This is a genomic window from Streptomyces sp. NPDC087844 (assembly GCF_044742785.1).
GTDB lineage: Bacteria > Actinomycetota > Actinomycetes > Streptomycetales > Streptomycetaceae > Streptomyces.
In genome coordinates this window covers 152311-175650 of the sequence record NZ_JBIUVD010000006.1, presented here as the reverse complement: position 1 = coordinate 175650, position 23340 = coordinate 152311, and the positions used below count along the sequence as shown (strand labels likewise).

Sequence of the window (23340 nt, the reverse complement as noted above, 5' to 3'; positions counted from 1 at the left end):
TGCCCCCCGACGCGACGGTGTGACAGGTAGAGACTGACGCGCGGAGATAAACGAATGCTGAACGTCTGCATCCACACTGGTGGGCGGCCCCTCGATCAGGCCGCCGCGGCAGGCCTGAGCAGGGCGCGCACCTCGGCGGCCTCCTTGGCGCCGCTCTGTTCGTAGAGGTTGAGGGCCTCTCTCCAGCAGGCCGTGGCCCGGTCCACCTGTCCCAGGACCGACAGGGCCCGGCCCAGGAGCGTCAGGACGTTGCCCCGCATACGGTCACCGCCGATGCACCTGAGCGCGAGCGCCTGTTCGGCATGCTGCGCCGCCTGGGCGGGGCGATGGGCGGCCAGATGGACCTCGGCGATACGGAAGTGGGTCGTCCCCTCCCAGAGCCGCTGCCGGTGGTCCCCGAGGATGCCCAGGGCTTCGGAGAAGTGGCCGAGCGCCTCGGAGTGCCGCTCGGCCATGTGCAGAGCGATACCCACGGCGTAGTGGCCGTTGGCGAGGCGTACCGTCCGGCCGAATTCGGCATGGATCGAGACACCGCGCTGTGCGATCTCCACGGCCTTGCTGACGTTGCCCATGCCCAGGTGGGCGCGCGAGAGGTTGCAGAGGCTGGTCGCTTCGAACGGCCGGTTGCCGGCCGACCGCAGAAGCTCTATGGCCTGATCGAAGAACTCCTTGCCGTCCGCGTGCCGGCTCTGGTGCAGGCAGATGAGGCCCCGGTTGTTGGCGACCCAGCTGATCGCGGTGGCGTCCTGCGCGGCACCCGCGAGTGCCATGGCGCGTCGGGCCTCGTCCTCCGCCTGCTGGATGCGGCCGGAGACCAGCAGGACGTCGGTGAGGACCGTCCGCGCCCGCCCCTCCGCCCGGTCGTCCCCCGCGGCCCGCGTGGCGTCGCACATCGCCCGTGCCGTGGTCTCGTACTGGTGCGAGTTCGCCCCGGACTCGGTGAGATCCTTGGCGGCCCACAACAGGTCCACCGCCCGCCGCAGCAGATCCGTCCCCGCCGACTGCCGTACGCACGCCAGCAGCGGCGCGGCCTCCGTGTAGAGCCAGTCGAGCGCGGCGCTGCCTCCGGAGAAGGTCAGCCCCGGGTGCTGCGTGGTCTCCAGGTGGTCCACCAGCCGGTCGCCGGGGCGCTCGATGGCGTAGACGCCCGCGGCCGTGGCGAGGTAGAAGTCGAGCAGGCGCGACATCGCGGCGGCCCGCTCGCCCGGCGGCTGTTCGTCCCGTTCGGCGCAGGCACGCGCGTAGAGCCGGACCAGGTCGTGGTAGCGGTAGCGGCCGGGCGCCGCCGATTCCAGCAGCGAGGTGTCGACGAGGGACTCAAGGAGTTCCTCCGTGTCCTCGACGGGCAGGTCCAGGACCGCGGCGGCGGCGGCGAGGGACAAGTCCGGGCCGTCCGCGAGGCCCAGCAGCCGGAAGGCGCGGGCCTGGGCCGACTCCAGTTGCCCGTAGCCCAGTTCGAAGGTGGCCTTCACGGCCAGGTCGCCGGCCTGGAGCTCGTCCAGGCGCCGCCGCTCGTCCGCGAGCTTCGCCGCGAGGACCGAGACCGTCCAGGTGCGCCGGGCGGCCAGCCGGGAGGCGGCGATCCGGATGGCCAGCGGCAGGAAGCCGCAGGCCGCCACCACGTCCAGCGCGGACTGGCGTTCCGACTCCACCCGCTCGGTGCCGACGATCTTCGTGAAGAGCTGGAGGGCCTCCTCCGGCGACATCACGTCGAGGTCGACCAGGTGCGCGCCTGCCAGGTCGACCATCCGCACCCGCGAGGTCACCAGCGCGGCGCACCCCTCGGTGCCGGGCAGCAGGGGCCGGACCTGGGCCGCGTCCCGCGCGTTGTCGAGGAGGACCAGGACCCGGCGGCCGTCCAGCACCGAGCGGTACAGCGCCGCCCGCTCCTCCAGGGAGTCCGGAATGGACGAGTCCGGGGTGCCCAGCGCGCGCAGGAAGGCGCCCAGTACGGCCTCCGGCGCCGCGGCCCGCGCGCCCGCGCCCTGCAGGTCCACGTACAGCTGTCCGTCCGGGAAGGCCACGCGTGACCGGTGCGCGACGTGGACGGCGAGCGTGGTCTTGCCGACGCCGCCGATGCCGGCCAGCGCGGAGACGGCCATCACGCGGCCCTCGGCGCTCGCGAGGACCTCGCACAGTTCGGAGACGAAGGACGAGCGGCCGGTGAAGTCCGGGACGGTCGCGGGCAGTTGCGCCGGGCGCACCGGGGTGGCCGCGGTCTCCGGGGCCAGTGGCGCCGAGGGTTCGGCCAGGCCCGGGTCGGCCTGGAGGATGCGCTGCTGCAGTTCCTGGAGGTCCGGGCTCGGGTCCACGCCCAGCTCGTCGGCCAGCAGCCGCCGGGTGTCCGCGTACGCGGCCAGGGCCTCGGCCTGGCGGCCCGAGCGGTACAGCGCCAGCATCAGCAGCGCGCGCAACCGCTCCCGCAGGGGGTGCGCCGCGGTGAGCGCCGTGAGTTCGGAGACCGCCTCGGCGTGGCAGCCCTGTTCGAGGTCCATGTCCAGGCGCGACTCGGTGAGCTGGAGCTTCCACTCCTGCAGCCGGGTGCGCTGGGTCTCCGCGTACGGGCCAGGGACGCTCGCCAGAACCTCCCCGTCCCACAGGCTCAGCATCTTGCTCAGCAGGGCGCGCGCATGGCACAGGTCGCCCCTGCTCTTCGCCTTCTCCGCGTCGGCCGCCAGCTCCTGCGCCAGGGCCAGGTCGAGGGTGCCGCCGCCACCGGCGTTGTCGGAGAGCCGGATCGCGTAGCCGCCGGACTCGCTGACCAGCACGCCGGGGGAGAGGATCTTGCGCAGCCGTGAGGCGTACGTGCGCACGGCCGCCAGCGCCTGGGACGGCGGGTCGTCGCCCCACAGGGCGTCGATCAGCTCGCCCGCCGTGGCCGTGCGGCCCTCGCGGAGCAGCAGAGCGGCCAGCAGCGCGCGTTGCTGTGGGGACCCCGTGGGCAGCGCCTGCGCGCCACGCCAGGCGCGCACCGGGCCGAGCACGCTGAAGCGCAGGGCCACCGATTCCTCGGCTTCCCACTGCTCCGGTACTCGCGGTACACCGTCCATCGCTGTCCCCCTGCCGAACCGTCATGACAACCAGGCCAGTTTGCCTTGTTCATGGCGGATGCGTCAGCCGTGGGAGACACCGATCACAGGACGCCATGCCAAGTTCACGCGTCCCCTCACAGGGCCCACACCCCGTCCTCGCAACCTCGCGGGGCGGTCCCCGCATTCCGGAGACCGCTCCCCAGAAGCTGACGCCCCGTCAGATCGGCGCTACGGTACAACGCATGGAGACCTTCCCGAAGATCATCTCGGTGGACGACCACACGGTGGAGCCCCCCCACGTCTGGCGGGACCGGCTCCCGTCGAAGTACCAGGACAGGGGGCCGCGCGTCGTACGGGCCCCGCTGAAGGAAATGACCTTCCTGGGCGGGAGGTTCGCTCCCGTCATGGGCGGCCCCGGCGACGACGGGCCGATCGGCGACTGGTGGGTCTACGAGGACCTGCACCGCCCGCTCACCCGTCTCGACACCGCCGTCGGCTACGCCAGGGACGAGATCAAGCTGGAGATCATCACGTACGAGCAGATGCGTCCGGGCTCGTACGACGTCCCGCAGCGCCTCGCCGACATGGACGTCAACCACGTGCAGTCCGCCCTCTGTTTCCCGACCTTCCCCCGATTCTGCGGCCAGACGTTCACCGAGGCCGAGGATCGCGAACTGGGACTCCTCTCCGTGCGCGCCTACAACGACTGGATGGTCGAGGAGTGGTGCGGGCCCGAGGCCCGGGGCCGGCTGATACCGCTCACCCTCATCCCTCTCTGGGACCCTGAGCTGGCTGCCCGGGAGGTGCGGCGCAACGCCTCCCGCGGAGTGCGGGCCGTGGCCTTTTCCGAGATACCCCCGCACCTCGGACTGCCCTCCGTCCACACGGACGAATGGGACCCGTTCCTCGCCGCCTGCGACGAGACCGGCACGGTCGTCGCCATGCACATCGGGTCGAGCAGCCGGATGCCCTCCACCTCCGCCGACGCGCCGCCCGCCGTCGGCTCCACCATCACCTTCGCCAACTGCTGCTTCTCGATGGTCGACTGGCTGATGAGCGGCAAGTTCGAGCGCTTCCCGAACCTGAAGGTCATGTACGCGGAGGGTCAGATCGGCTGGATCCCCTACATTCTCGAACGCGCCGACGTCGTGTGGGAGGAGAACCGCGGCTGGGGCGGTGTCGCGGACAAGGTCCACCGCCCGCCCTCCGAACTCTTCACCGAGCACGTCTACGGCTGTTTCTTCGACGACGCCTTCGGTCTGAAGAACCTGGACGCGATCGGCGTCGGCAACGTCCTCTACGAGACCGACTACCCCCACTCGGACTCCACCTGGCCCGAGTCGCGGCAGGTCGGCGAGGCCCAGATGGGTCACCTGGACGCGGACGTCGTGGACCGGATCGTCCGCCGCAACGCGATCGAACTGCTGGGCCTGACGAAGGACGGGCTGTGGTCCGGACCGGGCGGTGCCCGTTGAACGCGTCCTCCGGCACGGGGCCTTCCGGCACGGGGCCTTCCGGCACCGGGTCCTCTGGCACCGGGTCTTCCGGCACCGGGTCCTCTGGCACCGGGTCTTCCGGCACCGGGTCCTCCGGCGCCGCACCCCTCGACGCCGCGGCCTTCACCTACGGGATGCAACTCCCCGTCCAGTCGCAGAGCACCCTCTACGCCGAGGCGTGGGAGGCCGACGCCGGTCCGGACGATCTGGTGGAGATCGCCCGGACCGCCGACGCGTCCGGCTTCGCGTACCTCGCGAGCTGCGACCACGTCGTCATCCCGCGACGCCTCGCCGCCGCGATGAGCACGGTCTGGTACGACCCCGTCGCCACCCTCGCCTTCCTGGCCGGGGTCACCGACCGCGTGCGGCTGCTCAGCCACGTCGCCGTCGTCGGACTGCGGCACCCCCTCGCCACCGCCAAGCAGTACGCGACCCTCGACCACCTCAGCGGCGGACGGCTGATCCTCGGGGTCGGCGCCGGTCACGTACAGGAGGAGTTCGAGGCGCTCGGGGCGGACTTCGAGCGGCGCGGGGCGGTGCTGGACGAGTGCGTCGACGCCCTGCGGGCGGCCCTGGGCCCCGACGAGTTCCCGTCCCACCACGGGAAGCTGTACGACTTCGAAGGGCTCGGCCAGCGACCCCGGCCCGCACAGGAACGCGTGCCCGTGTGGGTCGGCGGGTCCTCGCCCGCCGCCGTCCGGCGAGCCGCGGTCAAGGGCGACGGCTGGCTGCCGCAGGGGGACCCGCGGGAGCGGTTGCCCGAGCAGATCGCTCTGCTCGGGCGGCTGCGGCAGGAGGCGGGGGTGACCCGGCCGCTCACCGTCGGCGCCATCACCGAACCGCTGTACGTGGGGCGGCCCTCGTGGGCCGTGGGGCGGCGGACCGTTTCCGGCTCCGCGGAGGTCGTCGCCGAGTCGCTGCGGGCGTACCGGGACATGGGGGTGCACCAGATCCAGGTGCGGTTCCGGTCGCGGAGCCGGGCTGAACTGACCGATCAGATGGCTGCGTTCGGGTCGGGGGTCGCCCCGCTGTTGTAGGCGGCTCCTGGCACGGGGTGCGCCCTCCTATGGAAACGGCAAAGCCTGGCGATGGACGGCCCACTCCCGGGCGGCGGCGGTGAGGGCGGCCCGGTGAGGCATGGGGCGCGTCCGCTCCCAGTCCTCCCAAGCGGCGTGGACGGTGCACGCGAACACGGTCAGGGTTGCGGGGTCGGCGGCACAGTAGGCGGGAACCCGCCGGGCGAACGTCTCGGCCTGCTCGCGTGTGGATGGTGCAGGCGAGCCTGGACATGACCCCGTGCGGCGCGTCTCGGCCGTCTCCACCGGGCCTGAGTGCCGCTCGGCGGCGGCCCGAGTCGTTGCGTGGAAGGTCGTGCCATTCGATGCGGTCCACCCGTGTACTCGTGGCCCGCATGTCCGAACCGAGCAGCGTTCGCGCGTCGGCTGCGGGGCGTTCCTGCGTTGTGGTCATGTGCCTGCCTCCATGGCATGTGGATGGTTACTTGCACTTGCTGACCGCCCCACGCACCTTCGGTCCTGATTCGGATCAGTAGGCGGGGCGGGGCTGAGGGTCGGCTCTGCGTACGTCGTCGTCCGCACCTCCGCCGACACGGCCTTGCCGAGCGGGATCTCGGTCACGCCCCATCGGTCGGCGCACAGGGAGTCGAGGATGAGCAGGCCGCGCCCGCGGTCGCGCTCGTCGGACTCGGGGCGGGGCGCGGGGGCGGCGCCGTACGGGGTCGTGGACCTCGACGCGGGTTCGGCCGGCGTCCGCGTCGATGACGACGCGCACGAGATCACCGGGCTCGGTGCCGTACCGGATGGAGTTGGTGACCAGTTCGCACGTGACGAGTACGACGGTCTCGACGTGGTCCTCGCTCGCCCCCGGCACGTGGTGGCCGACGTATTCACGTACGAACGTGCGGGCCGCTCTTGCTGACTCGGGCTCGCTCGCCAGCAACAGAATGGGAGCTGGGCCGACTCGTCGCGTCGGAGGTGTCGGCTTGGTGCTGTGGAGCGTTTTTCGCTCGGCGTCGGCGTCGAGGGGCCGCTCGGTGTGGACGGCGGGGCGCACTTTCCCGCCTGCGCCGGACAGGTGCTCTTCGGTCATGGTCACGCGAGGCCCCCTGGTAGGCCGAGATCGTTCGGGGTTCACTGAACAGGTAACCGCGCGGTCACCCTCCGCAGGTACCGTTGGAAGCCGGTGGGACCGTGAACGCCAGGAATGCCGTCGGGAGATGAGGCATGGCCGCGAACAAGCGCACACCCAACCCTGCCCTTGCGGGGTTGCTCGACCAGGCGAAACTGACGCGGACGCAACTCGCGCAGCGTGTGAACCGCCTAGGCGTGCAGGCAGGGTTGGACCTCCACTACAGCCAGCCCAGCGTTTCGCACTGGATCGCCGGTGCACGTCCGAAACCCGAGGCCAGGGCGCTGATCGGCGAGGCGATTTCAGCGGAGCTGGGCCGGCCCGTCACGCACGCCGAAGCAGGGCTTACGCCCACCTCGTCCGTCCTGGGCTCCGGACAGGCCGACACGGTCGAGGAATTGGTAGACCTCGGAAGGGCGGACATGGACCCATCCCGACGTGGCGTGCTCACCGCAGGCGTGTTCTCGGCGGCTCTTGCCGTCCCTGGCTTCTCCAGTCCTGCGTACGCAGCGGATCAGCCGGTCAGCCCCGGAAGAAGAACGATCCGTGTCGGTGCCTCGCAGGTCGCGGCGGTACGCACCATGACGGAGCGGATCGCGGACATCCTCGACGAACTCGGCGCGGGGCACGCTCGACCCATGGCTGCTGCCTTGCTCGTCAACACGGTCGGGCCGTGGCTGCGCGCGCAGGCGAGCGAACAGGTACGCCTCGACATGCTCGCCGCCGCATCCGACCTGACGTATCTGACGGGGTGGATGGCCATGTACGAGAAGGCCCATGGCCTCGGCCAGACCTACTACGTCAAGGCGTTGAAACTGGCGCGTGAGGCACAGGACCAGGTGACCTACTGCCGCACGCTGCGCGGCATGAGCTTGCAGGCATCCAATCTCGGGTACGGGCCGAAGTCGTTGGAACTTGCCGACTCGGCTGCGGAGGCAGCGCCGGCCGCAGGGCCTCGCCTGGTTGCGTTTCTGCGGGGACAGCAGGCGCACGCGGCGAGCATGGTCGGTGATCGGGACATGGCGCACAGCCGGCTCCGGGAGGCCGAGGCCGCACTGTCGAAGGCGGACAACCGGCGGGACGTGATCGGCGGGTACGACCAGACGGCGTGGCTGTTTCACCTCTCGCATGTGCTGTACGAGGAGCGTGACCTACCTGGCAGCATCAAAGCTCTACAGCAGTCGATCAGAGTGCAGCCGAAGGTGGAGAGGCAAGGCCGCGTGCACTCGTACGCGCTGCTGGCGCAACGGCAGTACGCGTACGGCCATCTCGACGCGTCGTGTGATGCGTGGGGGCGGTTCTTGGACGACTACGAGCACGTCTCATCGGCTCGCGGTGATGACCACTTCGAGACGATGCGTACCCAACTGCGGAGGCACGTGAAGGCGCAGCCTGTGCAGGAACTGGCCAGGCGCGCACGGGAGGTCGCGGCACTGAAGAGCTGACGACCCGGACGCACGCTGAAACCGCGGAAGCGCTGAGCGTCTCTCTGATGGAGAACCCGTGGGCAAGCTCGACGGGGGTGGCTCCGTGACCACACCCGGGGCGACGGGCGTGGACCAGATCCAGGTGCGGTTTCAAAGCCGCAGCCGCAGCCGCAGCCGGAGTGAGCTCATCGACCAGATGAGGGCGTTCGGGGCAGATGTGGGACCGCTGCTGTAGGAGGCCGTCCGTCCCGTGGCCCGGGGGCGGACGGCCCCTCATGCGGCCGCTACCTGGGAGCCGGGCCTCGGCCGCTCCGGCAGCGGAAGCAGAGGCACGGGGGCCACTCGTGCGACTTCGGCAGCCGCTCGCTGTCATGCCTGCTCGTGACTGTGCGCTGCCGTACCGGGCCGTCAGGTTCGCCGTCGGGGCTGACCTGGTACGTGCGGATGGTCAGCCGGGACACCTCGCCCTTTGGGTACCGCCCGGCCTTCACCATGCCCCGCCGTCCGAGCCCGGAGCCTGGCAGGAGCACGGGTGGCGGGACATCGGCGGCAGGCCCGTGGAGCCGGGCGGCGGTACGTCGGCCGTCCGGCGGCAGAGCCGGTGCGGGTCCCCGTCACCGGGCCGCCCGGTGAGCGCGCACTCTGCGGGCAACGCCGCGTCCGCCTCCCGTGCCCTCAACACGCCACCGCCCCTTCGGCGCCGACGACATGCCGGTCGAGGTCGATACCGAAGTCGGTGGCGAGGACGAGCGCGATCCGCCGCCGCGACTGCCGGGCTCGCTCCTGCTCGACGGCGACGAGGTAGGGGCGGACCAGGGGGGAAACGCCCCCGTCGAGTGGCGCTTCGGCCAGGCCGTACGGGGAGCGGGGCTCTGGGGGCCAGACCGCGGTGGCGCGGGGTGCCGCCGCTCGGAACGCTGCGGCCGGTGGGCAGTGGTGGCGAGCAGCCCGCCGCCTCCCGGTACCGGGGGCGAGTAGGCCCAGAACCCCTCGCAGCAACGTGTGGATAATGCTCACCGTCATCAACTCCGTGCAGTTGGTGGCCATGCCCCCGGACGGGTCGCATCCGTCGCGGGGGTCTTCTCGTGTCCTGCCCGACACTAGGGCAACCTGGTCATGGCATGCCATGCCATGACACGGACGAGTGTGGAATTCCTTGGCCGCTTACGGTCAACCCATGGTGGACATCCCGGCGGGCTATGGCCCGGTAGACGAACTGGACCCGGACGCGGCGGACCCGCTGTACCTGCAACTCGCCGCAGTCCTGATCTCCCGCATCGAGAACGGCGTGTACCTGCTGGGGCGGGCGCTGCCCGGCGTGGACCGACTGATGCAGGAATTCGGGATCGCGCGCGGGACGGCCCGCAAGACACTGGTCCTGCTGGCTGAGCTGGGTTACGTGCGTACGGTCGTCGGCAAGGGGTCGTTCGTCATCGAGCGAGAGACCGCTGACGCGCCCGACGGCCACGGGTCGGGCTCGACCGACGAGTAAGTCCGACGGGTACGAGTCGCAGGTACGAGTCGCACCCCTTGACCGTGAAGTGCCCGCTGCACGCACCGCCCTGGTCGCGCCGCCTGCTCGCAGAGGACGCCGAGCTGCCCACGCCCGACGAGTTGGAGACGTTCACCCTGCAGCTGCGCGGGCACATCATGGTCGCCGTCCCCGAAGTGGAAGCCGCGGCCGGACGGCCTCCCGGGGGTGACGTGCCCCGCACCTGCGCGCTTGCCCGCGTCGGCGAGGCCCGCATGCGCCTCGGCCTCGGACCCGTTCGCACGCTCTCCGCCGGGTCGCCTGACGTCCCAGACAGCCGTCTGACAGCCGGATGATTCCTCCTTGGCCCCGACCCCTTGTCTGACGAGGCATCAGATACGAGCATGGTGTGTCCGTCGCCCGGTGACGGTGCGTCAGCAAAGTCGTGTCCGCGCGTCCACGTCTCTGAAGGACAACCAAGGAGTACCCATGGGCAAGCTCGACGGGCGGGTCGTACTCGTCACCGGCGCCGCACGCGGCCAGGGTGAGCAGGAGGCGCGGCTCTTCGTGGAGGAGGGCGCCGCGGTCGTCGTCGCCGACGTGCTCGACGAGCAGGGGGAGACCCTTGCCAAGGAGCTGGGGGCCCGCGCCCGGTACGTCCATCTGGACGTGAGCCGGGAGGGCGACTGGGCCGCCGCGGTGGCGGTGGCGAAGGAGGCGTACGGGAAGGTCGACGGGCTCGTCAACAACGCCGGCATCCTGCGCTTCAACGCCCTCGTCGACACCCCTCTCGACGAGTTCATGCAGATCGTGCGGGTCAACCAGGTCGGCGTCTTCCTCGGTATCAAGGCCCTGGCCCCCGAGATCGAGGCGGCCGGCGGCGGGACCGTCGTCAACACCGCCTCGTACACCGGACTCACCGGCATGGCGTACGTCGGCGCGTACAGCGCGAGCAAGCACGCCATCGTCGGCCTCACACGCGTCGCCGCGCTGGAGCTGGCGGCGAAGGGGATCCGCGTCAACGCCGTCTGCCCCGGCGCGATCGACACCGCCATGAGCAATCCCGCCCTGCTCGATCCGGCGGCGACGGACGCCGAGGCCGCCGCGGAAGCGGCCTCGGCGTCCGTCGCCAAGCTGTACCGCAAGCTCGTGCCGCTCGGCCGGATCGGCCGGGCCGAGGAGGTGGCCCGCCTCGCGCTCTTCCTGTCCTGTGACGACTCCTCCTACATCACCGGCCAGCCCTTCGTGATCGACGGGGGATGGCTGGCGGGAGTGAGCGTCATGTGACGACCCGTCAGCTATTGACGCCTCGCGGGCTCGGTGCCACAGTCGGCGGCAGGTCAATCTGACGATGCGTCAGGTCCGGCTGGCGCCGGGCGGATGACGGATACAGGGGACGGTGAACCTCCGTGGAATTCGGGCTCTTTGTACAGGGATACGTGGGCAAGCGGGCCGAGACCGATCCGCTCGCGGAGCACAAGGCGCTGATGGAGGAGACCGAGTACGTCATCCAGGCCGACAGGTCCGGCTTCAAGTACGCCTGGGCGTCGGAGCACCATTTCCTGGAGGAGTACTCGCACCTCTCCGCCAACGACGTCTACCTCGGCTATCTGGCCCACGCCACCGAGCGCATCCATCTGGGATCGGGCATCTTCAACCCGCTGGCCCAGGTCAACCACCCCGTGAAGGTCGCCGAGAAGGTCGCGATGCTCGACCATCTCACCGAGGGGCGCTTCGAGTTCGGCAGCGGGCGCGGGGCCGGGTCGCACGAGATCCTCGGCTTCCTCCCCGGCATCACCGACATGAACTACACCAAGGAGATCTGGGAAGAGACCATCGCCGAGTTCCCCAAGATGTGGCTCCAGGACGAGTACGTCGGCTTCCAGGGCAAGCACTGGCAGCTCCCGCCCCGCAAGATCCTGCCGAAGCCGTACGGGAAGTCGCACCCCGCCATGTGGTACGCCGCCGGGTCGCCGCCCTCGTACGCGATGGCCGCCCGCAAAGGGCTCGGAGTGCTCGGCTTCAGCGTGCAGAAGGTCTCCGACATGGAGTGGGTCCTCGATCAGTACAAGACGGCCGTCGTCGAGGCCGAGCCGGTCGGGGACTTCGTCAACGACAACGTGATGGTGACGACGACGGCGGTCTGCGCGCCCACGCACGAAGAGGCGGTACGGGTCGCCGTGAGCGGCGGGCTGCACTATCTGCCCTCGCTCGTCTTCCGCTACCACGACACGTTCCCGCGGCCCGAGGGTTTCCCCGTCTGGCCCGAGACGCTGCCGGAGTACAACGAGGAGTTCATCGAACTGCTCATCGCCGAGGAGCTGCTGATCTGCGGAGACCCGGACGAGGTGCGCACGCAGTGCAAGCGGTGGGAGCAGGCCGGGGCCGATCAGTTGTCCTTCGGGCTGCCGGTGGGGGTGCCGAAGGAGGAGACGCTGCAGACGATTCGGTTGATCGGGGAACACGTGATTCCGAAGATCGATACGGATCCTGTTCACCGGACCACTCGGTTCAGGGCGGCGGGCTGAGCGTCGTCGGAGGGTGCGGCGGCGTCGTGGCTGGTCGCGCAGTTCCCCGCGCCCCTTGGTGAGTGGGGCCCGCCGTAAGCCAGAAGGCGCAAGGCAGAGAAGGGTTTTGTCGTGCTTGACCATCTGATCAAAGGTGCGCGAGTCGTCGACGGGTCGGGCGGGGCCGCCTTCGTCGCCGATGTGGGGATACGGGACGGGCGGATCGCCGTCGTCGGGGCGGTCACCGAGGAGGCCCGGACGTCCGAGGACGCCTCCGGGCTCGTACTCGCGCCCGGGTTCGTGGACCCCCACACGCACTACGACGCGCAGCTCTTCTGGGACCCGTACGCGACTCCTTCGCTGAACCACGGGGTGACGACCGTGGCGGGCGGCAACTGCGGCTTCACGCTCGCGCCCCTGAATCCTTCGCGGCCCGAGGACGCCGACTACACGCGGCGGATGATGTCCAAGGTCGAGGGGATGTCGCTGGTCGCGCTGGAGGAGGGCGCGCCGTGGAGCTGGCACACCTTCGGGGAGTACCTCGACGCCCTGGAGGGCCGGATCGCGGTCAACGCGGGCTTCATGGTGGGGCATTGCGCGCTGCGGCGGTACGTGATGGGGCCGCGGGCCGTGGGCGGGCAGCCCACCGAGGAGCAGCTTGCGGCGATGGTCACGCTGCTCGACGAGGCGATGGAGGCCGGGGCCTGGGGTCTGTCCACCACCCAGTCGTCGACCCACTCCGACGGTGACGGGAAGCCCGTCGCCTCCCGGCACGCCGGGCCCGCCGAACTCATCGCCCTCTCGCGGGCGGTGGGCGAGCGCGAGGGCACCCAGATCGAGGCGATCGTGGCGGGCTGCCTCGACCAGTTCAGCGACGACGAGATCGACCTGTTCGTGGAGATGAGCGCGGCGGCCGGCCGCCCCCTGAACTGGAACGTCCTGACGATCGACGCGGCCGTGCCCGAGCGCGTGCCACGGCAACTGGCGGCGAGCGAGCGGGCCCGTGAGGCGGGCGGGCGGATCGTGGCGCTCACGATGCCGATCCTCACGCCCATGAACATGTCGCTGGGCACCTTCTGCGCCCTCAACCTCATCCCCGGCTGGGGCGAGATCCTGGGCCTCCCCGTGCCCGAGCGCATCGAGAAGCTGCGGGACCCCGGGGTCCGCGCCGAGATGCTGAGGCGGGCCGAATCCAAGGAGGCCGGCGTCTTCCGCCGCCTCGCGGACTTCGGGCGGTACGTCATCGGGGACACGTACAGCGCGGAGAACGAGGGGCTCACCGGTCGCGTCGTACGGGACATCGCGGCCGAGCGCGGCCAGGAACCCTTCGAGTGCCTGGTGTCGATCTGCTCCAAGGACCGCCTCCGTACGGTCCTGTGGCCGATGCCGACCGACAACGACCCCGGCTCGTGGACCCTGCGCCAGGAGACCTGGCGGCACGAGGACGTGCTGCTCGGCGGCTCGGACGCGGGTGCCCATCTGGACCGGATGTGCGGGGCGCCGTACACGACCCGGTTCCTGGGGGACTGCCTGCGGGGCCGGAGACTGGTCACGCTGGAGCAGGCGGTGAAGATGCTCACGGACGATCCGGCACAGCTCTTCGGGCTCCGTGAGCGCGGACGGATCACGGAGGGTTTCCATGCGGACCTCGTGCTGTTCGACCCGGAACGGATCGACGCCGGCAAGGCCACCCTGGTGCACGACCTGCCGGGAGACAGCCCGCGCCTCGACTCCAGGGCGATCGGCGTCACGGCCGTGTGGGTCAACGGCGTCGAGTCGATACGCGACGACGTGGTGACCGGGGCCGTACCCGGCAAGGTGCTCCGCTCGGGCCGTGACACGCGCACGGTGAGCACGAAGTGACTGGCGCTCCGGTTGCCTCCGTGCGGGGGCTGTTCATCGGCGGCTCGTGGGTGGAGCCGGACGGCGGCCACTACGAGGTGATCGACCCGGCGACCGAGGAGGTCGTCGGGCTGGCGCCGGAGGCCTCGCGGGATCAGGTGCACGCGGCGGCAGGCGCGGCCCGCGAGGCCTTCCGGACGTGGTCGCGCACGGCACCGGAGGAACGGGCGGCCGTCCTGCACCGGGCGGCCGGGGAGATCAGGCGCAACCTCGTCCCGTACGCCGAACTGGCCCAGGCGGAGACCGGGGCCACCACCGGCACCGCGCGCGGGATGCAGGTGGGGGTCGGGGCGGCCCGGTTCCAGCGGTACGCGCGCGTGGAGCCCGTCGAGGAGCCGCTGCCCCCGCAGATCAACGAGGCGGGCCCCTTCGGCGGGGCCGCCGTGCTGGGCGCGCTCGCCGTCCGCCGGCCGGTGGGCGTGGTCACCTGCGTCACCTCGTACAACAACCCCTGGGCTAACCCGGCGGGCAAGATCGCGCCGGCCCTCGCGATGGGCAACACGGTCCTCGTGAAGCCCGCCCCGCAGGACCCGCTCTCCGTCTACCGGATGGCCGAGGCGCTGGAGGCGGCGGGGGTGCCGCCGGGCGTCGTGAACGTCGTCTCCGGCTCGCGTGCGGAGGTCGGGGAGGCGGCCGTCGACTCGGCGGACGTCGACATGGTGAGCTTCACCGGCTCGACGGCGGTCGGCCGCCGTATCGCCGAGGTGTGCGGGCGCGGGATGAAACGGCAGCTGATGGAGCTGGGCGGAAAGGGCGCGGCGATCGTCTTCGAGGACGCGGACCTGGAGTCGGCGGTCCGGGGCATCGGAACCACATTCTCGTTCTACAGCGGCCAGATCTGCACGGCCCCGACACGGGTGCTCGCGCAGCGGCCGGTGTACGACCGCCTGGTGTCCCAACTAAGCGCCTACGCGAGCCGTCTGCCGCTGGGTGATCCTCGATCCCCGGGCACGGTCGTCGGCCCGTTGATCTCGTCCGCCCACCGGGACCGGGTCGAGTCGTACGTCGAACTGGGCCGCAAGGAGGGCGCGCGGGTCGTCGCGGGCGGCGAACGCCCGCCGCTCGACCGGGGCTTCTACGTGGCCCCGACCCTCCTGGCGGACTGCACGCCCGACATGCGGGTGGTCCGCGAGGAGATCTTCGGCCCGGTGGTCGTGGTCGTCCCCTTCGACGACGAGGAGGAGGCCGTCGCGCTGGCCGGCGACAGCGACTACGGCCTGATCGACTATGTCTGGTCGGGCGACGTGGCCCGCGCCTTCCGCGTGGCGGGCCGGCTCCGCTCCGGCGGCGTCGGCATCAACACGGTGGGCCGCAACATGGAGGCCCCGTTCGGCGGCTTCAAACAGAGCGGCGTGGGTAGAGACGTCGGCTCGTACGCCCTGCACGCGTACTCGGAACTTCAGTCGCTGGTGTGGCCGGGCTGAACACCACCCGCCACCGCGGCCCTCGGGGAGGCCGTTCGGGGTCGGGCTACTCGCGGACCAGGACCGGTGTCCCGGGGGCGAACGCGTCGACGGCCGCCTGGAGGCCGTGCGGGTCGAGGCGCCAGCGGTTGACGGGACGGCTGGCCAGGAAGAGGTCGTGCTCGATGTGGGGCGCGAGTTTCGTCGTCTGCCCCGGGCGGAGTCCAGCGTTCATGCCGGGCAGGGGTGGCGCTCCGGCCCGTCGCTGGACACCGACGTAGGTCATCGACGGGCCGGCCATGCGCTGCTGCCACAGCACGACCGAGGTGATGTCCTCCCACGGCACGAACGCGGTCTGCGCCTTGTACCGGGCCGGAGCACCGCCGAGCAGTACGCCCTCGCCGTCGACGCGGAAGGCGACGAGGGGTGTCCGTCCGGCCCCCGCCAGCGCCTGGATCAGGGAGCGGCTGAAGCAGACCTCGTACACGGCGTGATGGGAATCAGGCATGGTCAGAGGCTATCGGGACGCTGTCCGTCCCGGCTCGGCCGTCCGGCCTGTGCGGCATGCATCAGGCTCGAAGGCGTGGTCGGCGACCGGAACACCGCGTGCGAGTGGGTCCGGAAAGTCCCCTCGTAGCGACGCTACGGCCGAAGGGTAGCGGCGATACGGTATTGGTGTTAGCGTTGCTCTCATCGGGATGCGAGCAGCGTCACCCGTCGAGACGAGGAGCATCGTCATGACCGAGCAAGCCGGCACCGGGACGACCAGCACCAGCACCAGCACCCGCGTCGCGATCGTCACCGGCGGCTCCCGGGGGATCGGCCGGGAGAGCGCGGAGCGGCTGGCGGCCGACGGATTCGCCGTAGTCGTGAACTTCGCGGGCAACCAGGCCGAGGCCGACAAGGCCGTCGGCGCGATCACCGAGGCGGGCGGCCGGGCGTTCGCCTTCCAGGCCGACGTGGCCGACGAGACCGAGGTCGCGGCACTCTTCGACGCCGCCGAGTCGACGTACGGCGGGATCGACGTCGTCGTCCACGCGGCCGGTGTCATGACCCTGGCCCCGCTCGTCGACACCGACCTCGACGCCCTGGACCGCATGCACCGCACCAACATCCGCGGCACGTTCGTCGTCGACCAGCAGGCCGCGCGCCGGCTGCGCGAGGGCGGCGCCATCCTCAACTTCTCCAGCACCGTGCTGGCGCTCGCCCTCCCCGGCTACGCCGGGTACGCGGCCACCAAGGGCGCCGTCGAGGCCATGACCCTGATCCTGGCCCGCGAGCTGCGCGGCCGGGACGTCACGGTCAACGCGGTGGCCCCCGGTCCGACCGCCACCTCCCTGTTCCTGGACGGCAAGGACGACGAGACCATCGCGCGGATGGCCGCCCAGCCGCCGCTGGAGCGCCTCGGTACGCCGGGTGACATCGCCGGTGTCGTGTCCTTCCTGGCGGGCCCGGACGGCCGCTGGGTCAACGGCCAGGTGGTCCGCGCCAACGGCGGCATCGCGTAACCACGCCTCCCCCTCTCCTCCCCTCTCCCTTCTTCGAGGAGTTCCGTCATGGGCAAGACGATCGTCATCACCGGGGCGGGTTCCGGTTTCGGCGCGCTCGCCGCGCGGGCGCCGGCCGACGCCGGGCACACGGTGTACGCGGCGGAGCACGAGGTCGACCTGCGCACGGTCGAGTTGGACGTCCTCTCCCAGGAGTCCGCGGACGCCGCAGTCGCCACGATCCTGGCCGGGGCCGGCGCGCTGGACGTGGTCGTCCACAACGCGGGCCACCTGGCGACCGGCCCCGCCGAAGCCTTCACCCCGGGGTCGGAGGAGGTCAGCCGGGTCGCGGACCGCATCCGCGCGGAGTTCCTGACGCGCATCGGCCTGGACGACCTGCTCGCCCCGCGGCCCTCCCCGGCCTCCGCGCGGTCCTCGGCCTCCCCGCCGTCCTCAGCCTCCTCGCGGCCCGCCGTATGAGCTCGGATAGCGTCACGGCCGTGAGTACGAAAGCGCGCATTCTCGAAGTGGCGGCGGCCCTGGTCGCCCAGTCCCCCGACGGGGACGTGTCGACCAGGGCCGTGTGCGAGGGGGCCGGCGTCGGCGCCCCCGCCCTCTACCGCCACTTCGGGGACAAGGAGGGCCTCCTGTCGGCGGTCGTGGACCACGGCTGGGACAAGTACCTCGCGGCCAAGCGGGACCGGCCCCCCGGTACGGACCCGGTCGAGGACCTGCGGGACGGCTGGACCACTCACGTCGAGTTCGCGCGGGCGAACCCGAACCTGTTCCGCCTCATGCACTCGCCTGCCATGCGTACGCCCCCGGCGGCTGCCCTGGAGGCCCACCGCATCCTCACAACCGACCTGCAACGGGCGGCGGCACAGGGCACGTTGTGTCTGGCTCCAGAGCTGGCGGCCCAGATGATCATGTCCGCGAACGTCGGCGTGGCCCTGATGCTGGTCGCCCGCCCGGCCACGTTCACGGACGAGTCGCTGTCGCGCCGGGTCCGGGACGCGGTCCACGCGACGGTGTTCACCCCGGACGTGATGGCGACGACGACCGGGACGCAGGAGCAGGAGCAGGAGCAGGCGCAGGAACCGTCCGAGCCCCGTGTCCCCTCCACGGCCGCCCACCTGAACGCCCTCCTGCGCCAGTCCCCGCCCCCGGCCCTCAGCCGGGCCGAGGGCGCCCTGCTCACGGAGTGGCTGGACCGCCTGTCGAACACGGCCTGAAGCCGAAGCCGCCGTACCAGCACCCGTCCCTGTACGCGTACCCGTGTCCGTTCCCCGGCCTCATCGGCGTACCGCATCGTCGGGGAGGAGCGGGTAGCGGGCCGAGAGGCGCATGGCGCCCTCGGTGACCGCCGGGTCGTGGGAGGCGGCATGCCGCGGGAACCCCGGAGTCCGTACCGGACACGGGCGGGACCCGCCATCGTGGGAGGGGGTGTCCGCGCCGTCCGGGATCACGGGCCCGGGGAGACCCAGGGTCCGCGGCCCACCCCCTCCCGCCCGGGGGATACGGCCGTCAGGGCCGCGGTCCCGTGGCCCGGCGCCAACCCGCCCGAGCTGAACGGCGATGTTCTGCGGCAGGCGACGTTCCGCCCGCACCCGAGCACACAACCGCCCTGTACGAGGCAGGGGTTGCGCGTAGGCGCAAGGCGTATCCGCTTACCGCCGGGATGCCCCGGAACGCCACCGCCTGCGCCGCCTGACCCAGCCACCCGAAGCAGGACCCGAAGTAGACACGGCGCCGGCCCGCCGGGGACAGTACTGCCGACAGACCCAGGGTTCACGCGCGCCACTGCCGTCCCATCTCCTATCCTCGCTGCGAAGGCGTCGGCGGTGATGCGGCGGCGATTCGGCGGGGTTTCGGGGATAGAGGACGTACGCATGGACGGGTTGGCCCCGGACGATCCGGGCTGGATAGGCAATTACCGACTGCTCGGCAGACTCGGCGAGGGCGGCATGGGGCGGGTGTACCTGGCCCGCTCCGACCGCGGCCGTACGGTCGCGGTCAAGGTCGTCCAGGAGCAGCTGGCCCGCAAACCCGACTTCAGGCGGCGCTTCGCGCAGGAGGTGAAGGCCGCCCAGCGGGTCGGCGGCGAGTGGACGGCCCCCGTCCTGGACGCCGACACGGAGGCGGCGACCCCATGGGTGGCCACCGGCTACGTCGCCGGGCCCTCCCTCGCCGAGGTGGTGGACAAGCAGTACGGCCCACTGCCCCCGAACTCCGTGCGGGCCCTGGGCATCGGACTCGTACGCGCGCTCCAGGCCATCCACGGCGCCGGGCTCGTGCACCGCGACCTCAAGCCGTCCAACGTCCTGGTGACGATCGACGGCCCCCGCGTCATCGACTTCGGTATCGCCCGCGCCCTCGATCCGGCCATGCAGTCCACCGACGGGCTGACGATGACGGGTGCCGTCGTGGGCTCGCCCGGCTTCATGTCGCCCGAGCAGGTGCGCGGGGAGCGGGTGACGTACGCGAGTGACATCTTCTGCCTCGGCGCCGTACTCGCGTACACCGCGTCGGGCAAGCTGCCGTTCGGCACCGGTGAGGGCGGGATCCACTCGCTGCTCTACCGGATCGCGAGCGAGGAACCGGACCTGGCGGGGGTGCCCGCTCCGTGGGACCAGCTGATCGCCTGGTGTCTCGCGAAGGACCCGTCCCAACGGCCCTCGCTGGAGACGCTGTTGGCGCGCATGGAGAGCATGGAGGACACCGGCGGCGCATGGCTGCCGGGCGAGGTGCTGGCCGAGCTGGGCCGCCACGCCGTGCAACTCCTCAACAGCGAGGACCCGCAGAGCCCGCAGCGCCTGCAGAGCCACGCGCTCGCCGGACAGGCCACGGCGGCCGGAGCCGCGCAGGCCCCGGCACCCGCCCCGATGCAGGGTTTCGGACCGCCCGTCCCGTACGACCCGGCCCACAACCCGTCCCCGCCCCCCTGGCAGCAGAGCCCTCCGCCGGGCAGCCTCCACGTGGGCAGTCCCCCGCCCGGCAGCCTGCAGCCCTCGCCGCACTACTTCTCGCCGCGCCCGCCGATCCGCCCGGCCCGCGGCCTCGGCGTGTGGCTGTCCCTCCTGCTCGGCCTCTACACGCTGCCCCTGCTGATCCGGGGTGCCGTACTGGGTGAGACCTATCTCCGGCTCGACGCGCAGGACGGTGCGGCCGCCCCCGATGCCATCCAGGACTACGGGATGCTGACCCTCGCGACGGACGCGCTGGATCTCCTCGAATCGGCGGTCGGCCTGGCCCTGCTGGTCATGTGGCCGCTCTGGTTCCAGCGCATGCGCAACAACGCCGACGCCTTCGCGCCGGTGCGCCTGCGCTTCGCGCCCAGCATGGCGGCCGGCGCCTGGTTCATCCCGCTCGTCAACCTCTTCATGCCCAAGCAGATGACCAACGACATCTGGACGGCGACGGCGGGGCGGGCCCGGGGCGCCGGGCGCTGGCTGATGCACACCTGGTGGTGGTGCTGGATCGTCTACGTCCTGGCGTACGCGAACAGCTTCTTCAGCGACTGGTACGGCACCGAGACCGCCTCCGGGGCCATGGCCGACATCATCGACACGCAGATCGCCGCCTGTGCCGGAGTCCTGAGCGCCGTGGTGGCCGTCTTCTTCGTCAGGCGGCTCACCTCCATGCAGCAGACCCGCATCGAGGAGGCCCGGGGCACCGGGACCGCCTGACCACGGCAGGGCCGGGCAATCCCGCGGCCCGGCCCTGCCGACCCGGCGAACCAGCGCCCTACCGGCCCAGGAAGACCGGGTTCGTGAACGCCGCCAGGGCCCCCGGCAACGGCCCCGCCGCCGCCTCGTGCCGAACCTCCGCGCGTACGTACGCCGCGTACTGGGCCGTCGTACGCCACTCCACCGTGCCGGAGCCCGCCACCGGCAGGACGGCGCTGGTGTGCAGGACGCCCTGGTCGGTGACGAGACGGACCGTGCAGCGGGGTGTGCCCGAGACCTCCAGGCGGACGGTGACCGGGTCGTCGCGGTCCACCCTCAACCGGCCGCCGATGTCCGCGTGTTCACCCTTCGGGCCGGTCGCCGAGAACGACAGCGACACCGCCTTCGACTCGGCCACGTACGAACGGCCGGCGCGGATGCCCTCCTGGATCGCCTCGCGGGACAGTTCGTCGGCGAGGACGACCGTCTGCGGGGTGCCGACCGGGTCGGGATCGCGGTGGGCGTCACTGTTGCCCATCGCCGGAATCCAGTCCCGGCCCCTCCCGCTCTCCGCGTCGCCCCGGCCCTCCCGCACCGAAGCCACCAGCATGCCGTCCCAGTCGGCCAGCGACACCTCGTCGTCGGGTCCGTACGCGCCGTTCCACACCTCGACCGCGTCCGCCTCGCCGAAGCCGAACTTCCAGTTGCAGCCGACGCAGGTGGCGTGCGGATGGGCGGGGACGACCAGACCGCCCGCCCGGCGGATCCGGCGCGCGTACTTGCCGAAGCGGTTGTCGCGGGCCCGGTAGCGCCAGTCGACGAACGTGCCCGGGTCCGTGCCGAGCGCGACGACGTGACCGTTCCTCGTCGTCACCTCCTCGCCCAGCAGGATCAGCAGCTCGCCGTCCGGGTGGGGGCCCGCCTGGTCGGCCCAGTGGGCGTGCGCGGAGTGCGTGTTGTGGTCGGACGAGTTGATGAAGTCGAGGCCCGCCGCGCGCGCGAGGGCCGCGATCTCGGCCGGGGTGCGGCGGCCGTCCGAGTACCAGGAGTGCAGATGGCAGTCGCCCCGGTACCAGGCCCGGCCGCGCCCCCTGGCCCGCGACGGCGGGTACACCGGCTTCAGCGTCTCGCCCGGCTCGCCGTACGTCAGCGTGATGGTGACCTCGTACGCGAGTCCCTGCGGGGCGACGGTGTAGGGGCCCAGCGCGATGTGCCAGGTGCCCTCGCGGACCGGGCCCGGGAGGTAGCCGGGGGTCGCGTCGTCCGCGCGGATGAAGAACTCCGTGCGCGCGCCGCCCGACCAGCCCCGGAAGCCCCGTCCGCCCAGCTCGGTGCCGTGCTGGTCGAAGACGCCGATGTCGAGCGCGTTGCCCGCGGTGCCCGCCGGGACGGGGGGCCGCTCGTAGGTGTACGCGACCCTGATCTCCCGTACCCCGGACGGGACTTCGACGGGCAGATAGACGAAGTCCGGCGAGCCGGTGGGCAGGGTGCCGCGGACGGTCCGGGTCTCGGAGGCCTGGGCCGCGTCGGCCGCTTCGCTCGGAAAGCTCACGCTTCCCGACGTGAGAGCGGCGGCGGCCCCCGTCACGAACAGGGCGCGTCTGCCGACGCCGTGGTGGTCGTCCTCGCACATGTCTGCTGCTCCCAGGTCTCGTGAGTGCATGGGCGGTGCAGGGGTGGTACCGGCAATTCTGGTACCGGCAATTCTCGTATTCAGCCGTGAACCGCGGGGCAAGGGAAGGGGATCGGCAGCTTTCGGGAACGGACCACTCGTACGACGGGATGTGAACGCGAGCGGTTGTGAATGCCGACTGGTCGGTATGGACACCTGGACCGTGTGCCGGTAGAGATGTGGGATGCGCATCTCCGTGACGATCTTCCTCACCGACGAGACGATCACTCCGACCCGGCTCGCCCGTGAACTGGAGCAACGCGGCTTCGCCGGGCTCTATCTGCCCGAACACACGCACATCCCCGTGGAACGGACCACTCCGTACCCGGCGGGCGGTGAACTGCCACCCGAGTACGGCCGTACCCTCGACCCCTTCGTCGCCCTCGGCCAGGCGGCGGCCGTCACCGAGGCCCTCGCGCTCGGCACCGGCATCACCCTGGTCGCCCAGCACGACCCGATCGACCTCGCCAAGCAGATCGCGACCCTCGACCACCTCTCCGGGGGCCGCTTCACCCTCGGCGTCGGCTTCGGCTGGAACGTCGAGGAGGCCGCCGACCACGGCGTCGAGTGGCGTACGAGGCGGGAGCTGGGCCGGGACCGGATGGCGTTGATGCGGGCCCTGTGGTCGCCCGAACCGACCGCGTACGAGGGCCGGTTCGACTCCGTACGGGCCAGCCACGCGTACCCCAAGCCCGTCCGGAAGCCGCGCGGGCCCCTCGTCGGTCCGCGCACGCTCATCGGGGGAGCGGCCGGGCCCAAGCTCTTCTCGCACATCGCCGAGTACGCGGACGGCTGGCTGCCCATCGGCGGCCGGGGCCTCACCGAGTCGCTGCCCGTGCTGCGGACCGCCTGGGCCGAGGCGGGCCGTGACGCCGACACCCTCCAGGTCGTGCCGTACGCCGTACTGCCCGGCGCCGGAAAACTCGCGCACTACGCGGACCTCGGCATCGAGGAGGTCGTCCTCCAGCTGCCGCCGGCCGGCGAGGGGGAAGTCCTGCGGGTACTGGACGAGTTCGCGCCCTACTTGTAGGGGGGACGTGTAGGGGGACTTGCGGGAGGGCTTGCAGCAGGCCGCCGCCGGTGTGCCGTTTGTGACGCGGCACACCGGTAGTGCCTGATCACTGCGATCG

Annotated in this window: 19 protein-coding genes and 2 pseudogenes; 16 read left to right on the top strand and 5 right to left on the bottom strand. The window is 71.5% G+C overall.

What is annotated here, in order from left to right:
- Nucleotides 1–95: 95 nt before the first annotated feature.
- A complete protein-coding gene (locus tag ACIOKD_RS14825; RefSeq protein WP_402083052.1) occupies nucleotides 96–3050 on the bottom strand; it encodes a BTAD domain-containing putative transcriptional regulator in 2955 nt (984 codons plus the stop codon).
- A 224-nt stretch (nucleotides 3051–3274) separates the two neighbouring features.
- Here ACIOKD_RS14825 and ACIOKD_RS14820 point away from each other — a divergent pair, with 224 nt between their 5' ends.
- Entirely contained in the window at nucleotides 3275–4507 is a 1233-nt protein-coding gene (locus tag ACIOKD_RS14820) for an amidohydrolase family protein (protein WP_402083049.1), read from the top strand.
- Between the two features lie 155 nt (nucleotides 4508–4662).
- On the top strand, nucleotides 4663–5565 hold the full coding sequence (locus ACIOKD_RS14815) for an LLM class F420-dependent oxidoreductase (protein ID WP_402083046.1): 903 nt from the start codon (nucleotides 4663–4665) through the stop codon (nucleotides 5563–5565).
- A gap of 558 nt (nucleotides 5566–6123) precedes the next feature.
- Here the strand turns inward: ACIOKD_RS14815 and ACIOKD_RS14810 are convergent.
- Nucleotides 6124–6487: pseudogene (locus ACIOKD_RS14810) on the bottom strand (ATP-binding protein); the annotation flags it as partial.
- 284 nt (nucleotides 6488–6771) lie between these two features.
- Between ACIOKD_RS14810 and ACIOKD_RS14805 the strand changes: the two are divergent.
- Nucleotides 6772–8121 (top strand): hypothetical protein, encoded by a 1350-nt coding sequence (locus tag ACIOKD_RS14805; RefSeq protein ID WP_402083043.1) that lies wholly within the window; start codon nucleotides 6772–6774, stop codon nucleotides 8119–8121.
- 58 nt (nucleotides 8122–8179) lie between these two features.
- Complete coding sequence (locus tag ACIOKD_RS14800) at nucleotides 8180–8338, top strand: hypothetical protein (protein WP_402083574.1); 159 nt, start codon at nucleotides 8180–8182, stop codon at nucleotides 8336–8338.
- A 440-nt stretch (nucleotides 8339–8778) separates the two neighbouring features.
- Here ACIOKD_RS14800 and ACIOKD_RS14795 read toward each other — a convergent pair whose 3' ends face one another.
- Nucleotides 8779–9120 (bottom strand): hypothetical protein, encoded by a 342-nt coding sequence (locus ACIOKD_RS14795; protein WP_402083040.1) that lies wholly within the window; start codon nucleotides 9118–9120, stop codon nucleotides 8779–8781.
- Nucleotides 9121–9280: 160 nt separating this feature from the next.
- On the opposite strand from ACIOKD_RS14795, the gene ACIOKD_RS14790 reads away from it, so the two are divergent.
- From ACIOKD_RS14790 to ACIOKD_RS14765, 6 genes are all read left to right on the top strand, one after another.
- Nucleotides 9281–9595 (top strand): GntR family transcriptional regulator, encoded by a 315-nt coding sequence (locus ACIOKD_RS14790; RefSeq protein WP_402083037.1) that lies wholly within the window; start codon nucleotides 9281–9283, stop codon nucleotides 9593–9595.
- Between the two features lie 44 nt (nucleotides 9596–9639).
- Nucleotides 9640–9930, top strand: a complete 291-nt coding sequence (locus ACIOKD_RS14785) for a DUF6415 family natural product biosynthesis protein (protein ID WP_402083542.1) — start codon at nucleotides 9640–9642, stop codon at nucleotides 9928–9930.
- A gap of 133 nt (nucleotides 9931–10063) precedes the next feature.
- On the top strand, nucleotides 10064–10861 hold the full coding sequence (locus ACIOKD_RS14780) for an SDR family NAD(P)-dependent oxidoreductase (protein WP_402083034.1): 798 nt from the start codon (nucleotides 10064–10066) through the stop codon (nucleotides 10859–10861).
- A gap of 122 nt (nucleotides 10862–10983) precedes the next feature.
- Nucleotides 10984–12102 carry an LLM class flavin-dependent oxidoreductase gene (locus ACIOKD_RS14775; RefSeq protein ID WP_402083031.1) on the top strand — a complete coding sequence of 373 codons (1119 nt, stop codon included), beginning with the start codon at nucleotides 10984–10986 and terminating at the stop codon, nucleotides 12100–12102.
- A 111-nt stretch (nucleotides 12103–12213) separates the two neighbouring features.
- Complete coding sequence (locus tag ACIOKD_RS14770) at nucleotides 12214–13944, top strand: amidohydrolase family protein (RefSeq protein WP_402083029.1); 1731 nt, start codon at nucleotides 12214–12216, stop codon at nucleotides 13942–13944.
- Nucleotides 13941–15407 (top strand): aldehyde dehydrogenase family protein, encoded by a 1467-nt coding sequence (locus tag ACIOKD_RS14765; protein WP_402083028.1) that lies wholly within the window; start codon nucleotides 13941–13943, stop codon nucleotides 15405–15407. The genes ACIOKD_RS14770 and ACIOKD_RS14765 overlap by 4 nt, the downstream gene beginning before the upstream one ends.
- Before the next feature lie 46 nt (nucleotides 15408–15453).
- Here the strand turns inward: ACIOKD_RS14765 and ACIOKD_RS14760 are convergent, their stop codons facing one another.
- The gene (locus ACIOKD_RS14760) at nucleotides 15454–15894 is read right to left on the bottom strand and encodes a hypothetical protein (protein ID WP_402083027.1); all 441 of its coding nucleotides are present in this window, start codon (nucleotides 15892–15894) and stop codon (nucleotides 15454–15456) included.
- Nucleotides 15895–16123: 229 nt separating this feature from the next.
- Here ACIOKD_RS14760 and ACIOKD_RS14755 point away from each other — a divergent pair, with 229 nt between their 5' ends.
- From ACIOKD_RS14755 to ACIOKD_RS14735, 5 genes and pseudogenes are all read left to right on the top strand, one after another.
- Nucleotides 16124–16894: an SDR family oxidoreductase gene (locus ACIOKD_RS14755; protein WP_402083024.1), complete on the top strand. Its 771-nt coding sequence runs from the start codon at nucleotides 16124–16126 to the stop codon at nucleotides 16892–16894.
- Nucleotides 16895–16942: 48 nt separating this feature from the next.
- A complete protein-coding gene (locus ACIOKD_RS14750) occupies nucleotides 16943–17353 on the top strand; it encodes an SDR family NAD(P)-dependent oxidoreductase (RefSeq protein WP_402083022.1) in 411 nt (136 codons plus the stop codon).
- Entirely contained in the window at nucleotides 17350–18105 is a 756-nt protein-coding gene (locus ACIOKD_RS14745) for a TetR/AcrR family transcriptional regulator (RefSeq protein WP_402083020.1), read from the top strand. Before ACIOKD_RS14750 ends, ACIOKD_RS14745 begins: the two co-directional genes overlap by 4 nt.
- Nucleotides 18106–18399: 294 nt before the next feature.
- Nucleotides 18400–18581 (top strand): annotated as a pseudogene (locus ACIOKD_RS14740) (hypothetical protein); the annotation flags it as partial.
- A gap of 181 nt (nucleotides 18582–18762) precedes the next feature.
- Entirely contained in the window at nucleotides 18763–20559 is a 1797-nt protein-coding gene (locus ACIOKD_RS14735; RefSeq protein ID WP_402083017.1) for a protein kinase, read from the top strand.
- 58 nt (nucleotides 20560–20617) lie between these two features.
- Here the strand turns inward: ACIOKD_RS14735 and ACIOKD_RS14730 are convergent, their stop codons facing one another.
- Nucleotides 20618–22171: a CehA/McbA family metallohydrolase gene (locus ACIOKD_RS14730; protein WP_402083539.1), complete on the bottom strand. Its 1554-nt coding sequence runs from the start codon at nucleotides 22169–22171 to the stop codon at nucleotides 20618–20620.
- A gap of 223 nt (nucleotides 22172–22394) precedes the next feature.
- Between ACIOKD_RS14730 and ACIOKD_RS14725 the strand changes: the two genes are divergently transcribed.
- Entirely contained in the window at nucleotides 22395–23240 is an 846-nt protein-coding gene (locus ACIOKD_RS14725; RefSeq protein WP_402083014.1) for an LLM class F420-dependent oxidoreductase, read from the top strand.
- Nucleotides 23241–23340 lie beyond the last annotated feature (100 nt).